Annotated in this window: 10 protein-coding genes; 6 read left to right on the top strand and 4 right to left on the bottom strand. The window is 73.7% G+C overall.

The window, feature by feature from the left end:
* Positions 1–2327: bifunctional [glutamine synthetase] adenylyltransferase/[glutamine synthetase]-adenylyl-L-tyrosine phosphorylase (locus GA0115240_RS16945; protein ID WP_093737509.1), on the top strand; the 2327-nt coding region annotated here is incomplete at its 5' end.
* 24 nt (positions 2328–2351) lie between these two features.
* Here GA0115240_RS16945 and GA0115240_RS16940 read toward each other — a convergent pair.
* The 3 genes from GA0115240_RS16940 to GA0115240_RS16930 are packed head-to-tail and all read right to left on the bottom strand — an operon-like array spanning position 2352 to position 6305.
* Positions 2352–3236 (bottom strand): phosphatase PAP2 family protein, encoded by an 885-nt coding sequence (locus GA0115240_RS16940; protein ID WP_093737507.1) that lies wholly within the window; start codon positions 3234–3236, stop codon positions 2352–2354.
* Positions 3237–3274: 38 nt separating this feature from the next.
* On the bottom strand, positions 3275–4354 hold the full coding sequence (locus GA0115240_RS16935; protein WP_256069848.1) for a LacI family DNA-binding transcriptional regulator: 1080 nt from the start codon (positions 4352–4354) through the stop codon (positions 3275–3277).
* A gap of 34 nt (positions 4355–4388) precedes the next feature.
* Positions 4389–6305 (bottom strand): glycoside hydrolase family 13 protein, encoded by a 1917-nt coding sequence (locus GA0115240_RS16930; protein WP_093737505.1) that lies wholly within the window; start codon positions 6303–6305, stop codon positions 4389–4391.
* Positions 6306–6698: 393 nt separating this feature from the next.
* Between GA0115240_RS16930 and GA0115240_RS16925 the strand changes: the two genes are divergently transcribed.
* Together GA0115240_RS16925 and GA0115240_RS16920 are read left to right on the top strand one after the other, a co-directional pair.
* Positions 6699–7328 (top strand): HAD-IA family hydrolase, encoded by a 630-nt coding sequence (locus GA0115240_RS16925; protein ID WP_093737504.1) that lies wholly within the window; start codon positions 6699–6701, stop codon positions 7326–7328.
* Positions 7329–7535: 207 nt separating this feature from the next.
* Positions 7536–8024, top strand: coding sequence for a GNAT family N-acetyltransferase (locus GA0115240_RS16920; protein WP_093737503.1), 489 nt, complete (start codon positions 7536–7538; stop codon positions 8022–8024).
* A 141-nt stretch (positions 8025–8165) separates the two neighbouring features.
* Here the strand turns inward: GA0115240_RS16920 and glnII are convergent, their stop codons facing one another.
* Complete coding sequence (gene glnII, locus GA0115240_RS16915) at positions 8166–9185, bottom strand: glutamine synthetase (protein ID WP_093737502.1); 1020 nt, start codon at positions 9183–9185, stop codon at positions 8166–8168.
* A gap of 286 nt (positions 9186–9471) precedes the next feature.
* On the opposite strand from glnII, the gene GA0115240_RS16910 reads away from it, so the two are divergent.
* The 3 genes from GA0115240_RS16910 to GA0115240_RS16900 all read left to right on the top strand — a co-directional run.
* Positions 9472–10377 (top strand): Gfo/Idh/MocA family protein, encoded by a 906-nt coding sequence (locus GA0115240_RS16910; RefSeq protein ID WP_093737508.1) that lies wholly within the window; start codon positions 9472–9474, stop codon positions 10375–10377.
* 74 nt (positions 10378–10451) lie between these two features.
* Entirely contained in the window at positions 10452–10817 is a 366-nt protein-coding gene (locus GA0115240_RS16905; protein ID WP_141708866.1) for a hypothetical protein, read from the top strand.
* A 67-nt stretch (positions 10818–10884) separates the two neighbouring features.
* Positions 10885–11787, top strand: a 903-nt coding sequence (locus GA0115240_RS16900) for an NADPH:quinone reductase (protein ID WP_093737500.1), incomplete at its 3' end; no start/stop codon positions are given.

The raw sequence follows: 11787 nt of genomic DNA, 5'->3' as shown, positions 1-11787 counted from the left end.
CCACCCGGCTGGCGGCCCGCATGATGCGGATCTGTTCCGACAGCACCGCCGAGGGCACCATCTGGCCGGTCGACGCCAACCTCCGCCCCGAGGGCAAGAACGGCCCGCTCGTCCGCACCCTGTCCAGCCACATCGCCTACTACAAGCGGTGGGCCAAGACCTGGGAGTTCCAGGCCCTGCTCAAAGCCCGCCCGGTCGCCGGCGACGAAGACCTCGGCGCCGCCTACGTGGACGCCATCCGCCCGATGGTCTGGCAGGCCGCCGAGCGGGAGAACTTCGTCGGCGACGTCCAGCAGATGCGCCGCCGCGTCATCGAGAACATCCCGGTCGCCCAGGTGGACCGGGAGCTGAAACTCGGCCCCGGCGGCCTGCGCGACGTCGAGTTCGCCGTACAGCTGCTCCAACTGGTGCACGGCCGCACCGACCCCTCGCTCCGCAGCGGCACCACCTTGACCGCGCTCGCCGAACTCGCCGCCGGCGGCTACGTGGGCCGCGCCGACGCCGCCTCCCTGGACGCCGCCTACCGCTTTCTGCGGCTGATGGAGCACCGCATCCAGCTGCAGAAGATGCGCCGCACCCACCTCGTCCCCGAGGACGAGGCGGACCTGCGCCGCCTCGGCCGCTCGCTGGGCCTGCGCTCGGAGCCGGTGGCCGCGCTCAACCGGGAGTGGAAGCGGCACGCCATGGAGGTGCGGCGGCTGAACGAGAAGCTGTTCTACCGGCCGCTGCTGGACGCGGTGGCGCAGCTCGGCAGCGATGACACTCGCCTGAGCACCGACGCGGCCCGGCAGCGGCTCCAGGCCCTCGGATACGCCGATCCGGCCGCCGCGATCCGCCATCTGGAGGCGCTGGCCAGCGGGGTGAGCCGCAAGGCCGCCATCCAGCGCACGCTGCTGCCGGTGCTGCTCTGCTGGTTCGCCGAATCCGCCGACCCCGACTCCGGACTGCTCGGCTTCCGCAAGGTCTCCGACGCGCTCGGCAAGACCCCCTGGTACCTGCGGCTGCTGCGGGACGAGGGCGCCGCCGCCCAGCGGCTGGCCCGGGTGCTGTCCTCCGGCCGGCTCGCCCCCGACCTGCTGCTGCGCGCCCCCGAGGCCGTCGCGCTGCTCGGCTCGGCGGGCGGCCTGGCCCCGCGCGACGGCGCCGCGCTGACCCAGGAGGTGATGGCCGCGGTCGGCCGCGCCGAGACCGCCGAGCAGGCGATCACGGTGGTGCGCGGGGTACGCCGGCGCGAGCTGTTCCGGACCGCCGCCGCCGATCTGATCGACACCTACGGCGGCGACCCGTCCGAGGTCAGCGCCCCGGTCGCGCTGACCGTGGCGGGCGAGCGCACCCTGGACGCCGCCGCGCTGGTCGACCGGGTGGGCACCGCCGTCTACGGCCTGACCACCGCGACGCTGGCCGGCGCCCTGCGGACCGCGGTGCACGCGGTCACCGGCAACGACCTGCGCGCGCTGCCCACCCGCTTCGCGGTCATCGGCATGGGCCGGTTCGGCGGCCGCGAACTCGGCTACGGCTCGGACGCCGATGTGCTCTTCGTGCACGACCCCTACGAGGGCGCCGACGCGGGCGAGGCCGGCCGGGCCGCGCTGGCCGTCGCCGACGAGCTGCGCCGCCTGCTGATGATCCCGACCGCCGACCCGCCGCTGCTGGTGGACGCCGACCTGCGGCCGGAGGGCAAGAGCGGCCCGCTGGTCCGCAGCCTGGCCTCGTACGCCGCCTACTACAAGCGCTGGTCGCTGGTCTGGGAGAGCCAGGCGCTGCTGCGGGCCACGCCGGTGGCCGGGGACGCGGAGCTCGGCGAGCGGTTCATCGAGCTGATCGACCCGCTGCGCTACCCCGCGGGCGGACTGGAGGAGGAGTCGGTCCGGGAGATCCGCCGGCTCAAGGCCCGGATGGAGTCCGAGCGCATCCCGCGCGGCGCGGACCGGACCACCCACGCCAAGCTGGGTCGGGGCGGGCTGTCCGACATCGAATGGACCGTCCAGCTGATCCAGCTCCAGCACGCCGCCCGGCTGCCCGCCCTGCGGACCACCGGCACCCGCCCGGCGCTGGCCGCCGCCCGCAGCGAGGGGCTGATCGCCGACGCCGACGCCGAGGTACTGGACGAGGCGTGGGTGCTGGCCACCCGGGTGCGCAACGCGGTGATGCTGGTCCGCGGCCGGCCCGGTGACGCCTTCCCGAGCGACGGGCGGGAGCTGGCCGCGGTCGCCCGCTACCTCGGGCACCCGTCGGGCCATGTCGGCGACATGCTGGAGGACTACCGGCGCCGCACCCGGCGGGCCCGGGCCGTGGTGGAACGGCTGTTCTACGAGTACGAGGGGTGACCGCGGGCCGGCCCGGGCGGCCGGCTACGGATGCTCCAACGCCTCCTGGGTCCCCGGTGGATAGCGCGGCAGCCGGTACACCCAGCAGCCGTACACCCACGAGGCCACCGCGTAGGCGACGGTCAGGCAGAAGGCGCCGCCCACCGCGTCCATCCAGAAGTGGTTGCCGGTGGCGATGATCACCAGCAGCGTCAGCGCCGGGTAGACGCAGGCCAGCACCCGGACGAACAGCGGCTTGGCCAGCGAGGCGACGGTGACGCCGCACCACAGCGACCAGCCGATGTGCAGCGACGGCATGGCCGCGTACTGGTTGGAGACGGTCGACAGATTGCCCTGGTCGACCGAGCCCCAGGTGTGGTGCACCCGGACGGTGTCGATGAACCCGGCGCCGGCCAGCAGCCGCGGCGGCGCCAGCGGGAAGAGCCAGAAGCCGACCAGGGCCAGCCAGGTGGTGATGAAGACCACCGTCCGGGCGGCCCGGAACCGCCCGGGATGATTGAGGTACAGCCACACCAGCACGCTGACGGTGACGATGAAGTGCAGCGTGGCGTAGAAGTAGTTCATCGGCACGATCAGCCAGGTCACCGAGTTGATGCCGTGGTTGATGGCGTGTTCGACCCCGAGGCCCAGATTGCGTTCGAAGGACCAGACGCCGCGGGAGTGGCGCAGCGCCAGCCCGCGCTGCTGCGGGACCGCGTTGCGGATCTGCGAGTACAGCCAGTAGCTGAAGACGATGAGCAGCAACTCGAACCACAGCTTGGGGCTGTGCGGGGTGCGGATGCGGGTGATGACACGTTCGAACAGCGGCACGCCGACCCCCGGGGCAGTCCCGTCGGCGAGTGTGGATCCGCCGGATTCCGAGCGGGCGGCCGACCGGCCGGTCGTCGTCTTCGCAGGCGGTTCACCCATAGGTCAGGATTCTGCCAGATATGTACTGTTTCGCAGCGCTACGAACCGGCCGGGTCGGTCGGCCGGCCGTCGTCGCTCGGCGCCGCGGTGGCCGGCGCTGCGGTGGCCGGCACCGCGGCGGTCGAACCGCGGACCACCAGCTCGGGCAGGAAGACGAATTCGCTGTGCGGCGCGGGCGTACCGCCGATCTCCTCCAGCAGCGCGTCCACCGCGGCCTGGCTCATCGCCGCCACCGGCTGCCGGATGGTGGTCAGCGGCGGGTCGGTGAACGCGATCAGCGGCGAGTCGTCGAAACCGACCACCGACACCTCGGCCGGCACCGACCGGCCCAGCGACCTGGCCGCCCGGATCGCGCCGAGCGCCATCATGTCCGAGGCGCAGACGATCGCGGTGCAGCCGGAGGAGATCAGCGCGGTCGCGACCGCCTGGCCGCCCTCCAGGGTGAACAGCGACTGCTGGACCAGAGCCTGCGCCTGCTGCGGCGACCAGCCCAGGATGTCGCCGGTGGCCGCCACGAAGCCCTCGATCTTGCGCCGCACCGGGACGAAACGCTTCTGCCCGACGGCCAGGCCGATCCGGCGGTGGCCGAGCGCCGCCAGGTGCGTGACCGCCAGCCGCATCGCCCCCCGGTCGTCCGGCGACACGAAGGGCGCGTCGATCCGCTCGGAGAAGCCGTTGATGAGCACGAACGGCACGCCCTGCCCGCGCAGCCTGGCGTAGCGCCCGGTGTCGGCGGTGGAGTCGGCGTGCAGGCCGGAGGCGAAGATGATGCCGGCCACGCCCCGCTCCACCAGCATCTCCACCAGCTCGTCCTCAGTGGAGCCGCCCGGCGTCTGGGTGGCCAGCACCGGGGTGTAGCCGTGCCGGGTGAGGGCCTGCCCGATGATCTGGGCGAAGGCCGGGAAGATCGGGTTGTCCAGCTCGGGGGTGATCAGCCCGACCAGCCCGGCGCTGCGCTGCCGCAGCCGCACCGGCCGTTCGTAGCCCAGCAGGTCCAGCGCGGCCAGCACGGACTGCCGGGTGCCGTCGGAGACTCCGGGCTTGCCGTTGAGCACCCGGCTGACCGTCGCTTCGCTGACCCCCGCCTGGGCTGCGATGTCAGCGAGCCGCGCGGTCACAGCACCGGATGCTAGGCGACGAAGGGCCGCCACGTCAGATCGCCCACCACACGGCCGTGTCCGCCGCGATCGCCACCAGCGGTGCGGCATCGCCGCCGGGCGCCGGACACCCGGCGGACGCGGCGGCGGAGGCGTCGGACACGGCGGAGGCGTCGGACACGGCGACAGCCGGCGCGCCACTGGTCAGCAGCTCGCGGCCGGGCGCCGGCAGGGTCACCGCCTCGCCGGTGAGGTTGACCGTGCAGACCAGGCCCCGGCGTTCGCGGCGGCTCCCGCCGACCTTGCCGACCCCGCTTGCCTTGATGTCCCTGCTGCCGCCGCTCTGCCTGCTGCCGCTGCTGTCGGCGCCGTCCCCGATGGCCCGACTGTCCGGACTGTCCCGGCGGAAGGCCAGCACCCCCTCCGGCGCGTCCAGCCAGACCACCTCGGTGCCCGCGCCCAGCGCCGGGTGCTCACGGCGCAGCGCGATCGCCGCCCGGTACAGCTCCAGCGTCGACTCCGGGTCGCCGGTCTGCGCCTCGACGCTCAGCCCGGCCCAGCTGTCCGGCTGCGGCAGCCAGCTCGGCCCGCCGGCCTGCGGGCCGAAACCGTACGGCGGCTCGGTACCGGACCACGGGATCGGCACCCGGCAGCCGTCGCGGAAGCCGTCCTGGCCGGCCGCGCGGAAGAACGACGGGTCCTGCCGTACCTCGTCCGGCAGGTCCGTGACGTCGGGCAGGCCCAGCTCCTCGCCCTGGTAGAGGTACGCCGAACCGGGCAGCGCCAGCATCAGCAAGGTGGCGGCCCGGGCCCGGCGCAGGCCCAGCGCCCGGTCGCCGGCCTCCCGCAGCTGGGTGGGGGCCGCGACCGGCCGCGCCGGGTCGAAGGGCGGCACCGGGTTGCCGAAACGGGTCGCGTGCCGGGTCACGTCGTGGTTGGACAGCACCCAGGTGGCGGGGGCGCCCACCGCGTTCATGGCGGCCAGCGAGGTGTCGATGACCCGACGCAGCGCCCGCGGGTCCCAGGGGGTGGTCAGGTACTCGAAGTTGAACGCCTGGTGCAGCTCGTCGGGCCGCAGGTAGCGTGCGGCCCGCTCGATCGTCGGCGTCCACGCCTCGGCCACCGCGATCCGGCCCCCCGGGTATTCGTCGAGCACCCGCCGCCAGTCCCGGTAGATCGCGTGCACGCCGTCCTGGTCGAAGTACGGGGTCGCCGAGGTGCTCAGCAGCGACAGCTGCTCGGTGTGCCCGATGTCCGGCAGCCCCGCGGCCTTGATCAGACCGTGCGCCACGTCCACCCGGAAGCCGTCGGCGCCCAGGTCCAGCCAGAAGCGCAGCACCGAGCGGAACTCGTCGTGCACCGCCGGGTGGTCCCAGTTGAAGTCCGGCTGCTCGGGCGCGAACAGGTGCAGGTACCACTCGCCGCAGCCGCCGTCCGGATCCACCGTCCGGGTCCAGGCCGGGCCGCCGAAGACGGACTCCCAGTCGTTGGGCGGCAGTTCGCCCCGCTCGCCCTTGCCCGGCCGGAAATGGAACCGGTCGCGCAGCGGGGAGCCCGGGCCTTCGCGCAGCGCCCGCTTGAACCACGCGTGCTGGTCCGAGCAGTGGTTGGGCACCAGGTCCACGATGATCCGCAGGCCCAGCGCGTGCGCGGCCCGCACCAGCTCGTCGGCGTCGGTCAGATGGCCGAACACCGGGTCCACCGCGCGGTAGTCCGCCACGTCGTAGCCCGCGTCGGCCTGCGGGGAGGCGTAGAACGGCGACAGCCACACCGCGTCCACTCCCAGGTCCCGCAGGTACGGCAGCCGGGCGGTGACACCCGGCAGGTCGCCCATGCCGTCGCCGTCGCCGTCGGCGAAGCTGCGCGGGTAGACCTGGTAGATGACCGCGTCGCGCCACCAGTCCCCGCGCTCGGCGGCCTCGGCGTCGGGGGCGGCGGCGGAGCGGGGCGCGTCGGCGAGGTGCTGGCTCATGACTTCCTTCGCGGGGGCCTTCGAGGCGGAACGGGCGGGTGGGGCGCGGGCTGGGCAGGACCGTAACAGCGCCGCAACAGCTTGCGAAAGAGGCTGCAAGAAAGTTGCCGCAGGGACCTTCATCCGGCCCTTCGGGTGCCGCCCGGGTGCGCGCCCGGCGCGTGCGGCCCGCCCCGGCGGCCGTTCCGGCAGGATCGGCGGCATGCGGATGCGGGGACGCGGCCAGGTGCCGGAACGGGTGCGGGGACGGCTGCCGGAGCGGATGCGGGCAACTCCGGCGGGAGGGCCGCCGGTACGGAAGCCGGCGGCTCCGGCGGGACGGCCGCCGGGCCGGATGCGGGCGGCTCCGGGCGGACGGGTCCCGGGCCGTACGGGCATGGCCGGGTGCCGACGATGAGCCGCCCGGCCGGCCTGATCCTCGACTTCGCTGGCGTGCTCACCACCGAGGTCGCCGCCGCGATGCGCGGCTTCGACCGCCGCACCGGCCTGCCCGACGGCACCTTCCGCGCGCTGGTCAGCGAGGACCCCCAGGGCCGCGCCCTGTACGAGGACCTGGAACGCGGCGCGATCACCCAGGCCGAGTGGAACACCCGGACCGCCGCGCTGCTCGGCGTCGACAGCGCCGGACTGCTCGGCCGCGTCCTGCGCGACCTGCGGCCGCAGCCCGCGATGATCGCGGCCGCCCGCACCGCCCGGGCGGCCGGCATCAGGGTCGGCATCCTGTCCAACAGCCTCGGCCCGGGACCCTTCGATCTCTACGCCGGCTACGAACTGTCCGCCGACTACGACGCGGTGGTGATCTCCCAGGACTACCGGCTGCGCAAACCGGATCCGGCGATCTACCGCATCATGCTCGGCCTGATGGAACTGCCCGGCGGGGACTGCGTCTTCGTCGACGACACCGCGCACAACCTGCCGCCGGCCGGCAAACTCGGCATCACCACCGTGCTGGCGCAGGACCCGCCGGGCACCATCGCCCGGATCGAGGAGCTGTTCGGGGTGCGCCTCATCAACCATGTGTAGGACGGAGCGGCCGGCCGCGGGCGGCGTGCCGGAACCGCTTGCGGCTGTTGCGGAAAGCCCTCTCGGGGGCCGCGGGGCCGGCGGCCGTCGGGCCGGGCGGGCACCGGCCGGTCAGGCAAGGGCATTTGGCGGTCCCTATGCGGTGAGACGCGTCACTTCCGGGCGTTTTCGGGGAACGGACCGGGCGCCTCGCGCGTCCATGTACCCATGAGCACTCCGTACGTCACGATCCGGCCCGCCGTCATTGAGGACCTGGACGCCATCTGCGACGTCCACGCCCGGGCCAGAGCGACGTACTACGAGGGCCACCTGCCCAGTGAGGCCTACAGCGGCCCCGAGGAACTGGAACGGCAGCGGACCGGGACGCAGGCGGCCATCACCTCGCGCGAGCGCACCGTGCTGTGCGCGGTCCGCGGCGACCACCTGGTCGGCTTCGCGGTCCTCGGCGCCCGCTACGAGGGCGACAAGCTCTTCCACTTCCACATAGACCCCGAGGTGTGGCGCACCGGCACCGGGACCGCGCTGCACCGCGCCTGCGTCTCCGTCTGGCAGGCCGCCAAGCTCGCCACCGCCCGCCTGGAGGTCTTCGCGCCCAACGCCAGGGCCCGCGCCTTCTACGTCAGCCAGGGCTGGCAGGAGCACACCCGCGAGGGCGACCACCTCACCATGCTGCTGCGGGTGCCGGCCACCGCCTGAGAAGCCGCCCGGCGAGGGGAGGGGCGCCCGCCGGCCGGCGGGCGCCCCTCCCGGTACGACCCCGCGGGGCCGTACCGGATCGGACCAGGTCGGATCGGGTCGGACCGGGTCGGACCAGGTCGGGATCAGACCAAGGCGGGATCAGACCAGGTCGGCCTTCTCCAGCGCCGAGCCGCAGGTGTCGACGATCAGCCGGGTGACGACGTACGGGTCCACGTTCGCGTTCGGGCGGCGGTCCTCGATGTAGCCCTTCTGGTCCACCTCGACCTGCCACGGGATACGCACCGACGCGCCGCGGTTCGACACGCCGTAGCTGTACTCGTTCCACGGGGCGGTCTCGTGCGCGCCGGTCAGGCGGGACTCGACGCCGGAGCCGTAGTGCTTGATGTGCTCCAGCGGCTTGTCGTCGCGGCCCAGCGACTCGGCGGCCTCGATGATCGCGTCGTAGTTCTCGCGCATCGCCTTGGTGGAGAAGTTGGTGTGCGCGCCCGCGCCGTTCCAGTCGCCCTTGGCGGGCTTGGCGTCCAGGGTCGCGGACACACCGAAGTCCTCGGCGGTGCGGTAGAGCAGCCAGCGGGCCACCCACAGCTGGTCGGAGACGTCCAGCGGGCTCAGCGGGCCCACCTGGAACTCCCACTGCCCGGGCATGACCTCGGCGTTGATACCCGAGATGCCGAGGCCGGCCGTCAGGCAGTTGTCGAGGTGCTTCTCGACGATCTCGCGGCCGAAGATCTCGTCGGCGCCGACACCGCAGTAGTAGCCGCCCTGCGGTGCCGGGAAGCCGCCCTCGGGGAAGCCGAGCGGGCGCGAGCCCTTGAAGAACGTGTACTCCTGCTCGATGCCGAACAGCGACTCCTGGTCGGCGAACTTCTCGGCCACCTCGCGCAGCGGGGCGCGCGTGTTGGACTCGTGCGGGGAGCCGTCGATGTTGAAGACCTCGCACATCACCAGCACGTCGCCGGGATTGCGGAACGGGTCCGGGTAGGAGGCGACCGGCTTGAGTACGCGGTCCGAGGCGTGGCCCTCGGCCTGGTTGGTGCTGGAACCGTCGAAGCCCCAGATGGGAAGCTCCGCGCCGTCGGCGAGGATCCTCGTCTTGGAGCGCAGCTTCGCGGTCGGCTCGGTGCCGTCTATCCAGATGTACTCAGCCTTGTAGGTCACGGTGACGCCATCCTTAACGAACGTGATCGCGGGTGCGGGCCGCTGAGCGGCGCTGATCGGGCCGGTTGCAGCGTCGCAAGGGGCCTTTTCCCAGCCGTTGCCCAGCTGTTAACCGCGTGTGAACGCGCCTTCCGTACCAAGGGGATGACCAGCGGTTACGGCTCAGCCGTCACTTGCGGTCACCCTCGTCTCCCCGCGCCCCAACCCGGCGCGCGCGCCCGCTCGGCCGGACGCGGTACCGGCTCCGGCCGGGCGCCGGGCGCGGGGCACAATGAGCGCCATGACGATGCGGGTAGGACTGTTCGGGACGGGCCCCTGGGCCAGGATGACGCAGGGGCCCGCGCTGGCCGCGCACCCCGGCGTGGAACTGGTCGGTGTGTGGGGCCGCAGGCCGCAGGCGGCGGCCGAGGTCACCGGGCAGTTCGGCGGCACCGTCTACGAGGACGCGGACGCGCTGATCGCCGACGTCGACGCGGTGGCGATCGCGCTGCCGCCCGCCCTCCAGGCGCCGCTGGCGGTCAAGGCCGCGCGGGCCGGCCGCCACCTGCTGCTGGACAAGCCCGTCGCGGCGGACGTGGCGGACGCCCGTGCGGTGGCCGAGGCGGTGACCGCGGCCGGGGTGGCCTCCGTCGTCTTCTTCACCCTCCGCTTCGACCCGGCCAGCGCCGAGTGGATCGAGGCGCGGGCGGCGACGGGGGACTGGTACACCGGCCGCGCCGACTGGTACGGCTCGGTGTTCGGCGCGGACCCCGACGCGGACGCGAGCCCGTTCGCCGACTCGCCCTGGCGGCGGGACAAGGGCGGCCTGTGGGACGTCGGCCCGCACGCGCTGTCCGTCCTGCTGCCGGTGCTCGGCGACGTCACCGAGGTGCACGCGGCCCGGGGCGCGGGCGATACCACCCACCTGACGCTGCGCCACGACAGCGGCGCCTCCAGCACAGCGGTGCTCACCTTGACCGCGCCGCGCGCCGGGGCCGGCGTGGCGGTCGAATTCCGCGGCGCGCACGGGATCGCGGGCTACCCGGACGGCATCAGCGGACCCGCCGTCGCATCCTTCGGCCGGGCGATCGACGCGCTGGCCGCGGCGATCGCCTCCGGCGTCCCGCACGCGTGCGACGCCCGCTTCGGAGCCCGCGTCACCGAGATCCTGGCGGCGGCGGAGACGGCACTGGGGCAGCCGAGCCGGCCGTAGGCGCGGTAAAAAATCACTCGTCGGCCGGGCCGCCTCCCTTCCGGCCGCCGCGGCCGGTGTCTATGGTCGAAGGCATGAGAGCTGCGGACTGGTGGTCGATAGAGATCCTGGACGCCGAGCACGCGGACATCTCGGCCGCGGCGTGGCGTGACGCGTACGGACACCTGCTCGCCGAGTCGCTGGTGACCAACGGCGCGGCGTCCTGGGAGTGGTTCGAGCACAGTTGGGGCGTGCTGCTCGAAGTGGCCTTCGCCGACGAACGCCAGTGGCTGGACTGGAAGTCGCTGCCCGGCACCCAGGCCGCGCTGGACGCGGTGCCGGACCCGCTGACCGGCCTGCTGGTCCATCGCGGCCACGGCGGCTCCTCCGGCTCCTACGTCCCCCGCCCGCCGCGGATCGACCCGGCGGCCGACCGCGAGTCGCTGCCCGAGCCGACGTAACCCGGCAAGAAACCCCGGACCGACGTAACCGGGGAAGAAACCCGCCGGCCGGTATCTTGTACGGCTCATGAAGGCGATCATCTACACCACCAGCGGCAGTCCCGACGTCCTCACCCTCACCGACCGGCCGGTCCCGGAGCCGGGCCCCGGCGAAGTCCGGGTCGCGGTACGCGTCTCCGGCGTGAATCCGACCGACTGGAAGTCCCGGCAGAGCACCGACCCGGGCGGCCCGAAGGTGCCGAACCAGGACGGCGCGGGAGTCATCGACGCGGTCGGCGCCGGCGTGCCGGACAGCCGAATCGGTGAGCGCGTCTGGCTCTGGGAGGCCGCGTACGAACGCGCCGACGGCACCGCCCAGGAGTATCTGACGCTGCCGGCCCGGCAGGCGGTCCCGCTCCCGGAGCACGCTTCCTTCGACCTCGGCGCGAGCCTGGGCATCCCCGCCCTGACCGCCCACCGCACCCTCACGGTGGCCGACGGCGGCCCCCGGCGACTGGCCCCCGGCGCCCTCGCCGGCCGTACGGTGCTGGTGGCCGGCGGGGCGGGCGCGGTCGGCAACGCGGCCATCCAGCTGGCGCGTTGGGCCGGTGCCACGGTCCTCAGCACGGTCAGCGGGCCGGAGAAGGCCGCGCTCGCCACCGCGGCCGGCGCCCACCACGTCGTCAACTACCGGGAGCAGGACGCGGCGGCCGAGATCCGCCGGATCGCCCCGGACGGGGTGCACATCGTGGTCGAGGTGGCGCCGGCCACCAACGCCGGACTCGACCTCGCGGTGGCCGCCCCCGACGCGGTGGTGGCCTTCTACGCCAACGACGCCGAGACCGTGTCGGTCCCGGTCCGCCCCTCGATGGCGGGCAATGTCCGCTGGCAGGGCATCCTCGTCTACACGGTGGGGCAATCGGCCAAGGACGAGGCGGTGGCCGCGGTCTCCGCCGCAGTCGCCGACCGGGCGATCGGGGTCGGCGAGCAG

It is taken from the genome of Streptomyces sp. DvalAA-14, assembly GCF_900091855.1.
In the GTDB taxonomy this organism is placed as follows: domain Bacteria; phylum Actinomycetota; class Actinomycetes; order Streptomycetales; family Streptomycetaceae; genus Actinacidiphila.
This window is presented reverse-complemented; position numbering and strand designations above follow the sequence as displayed.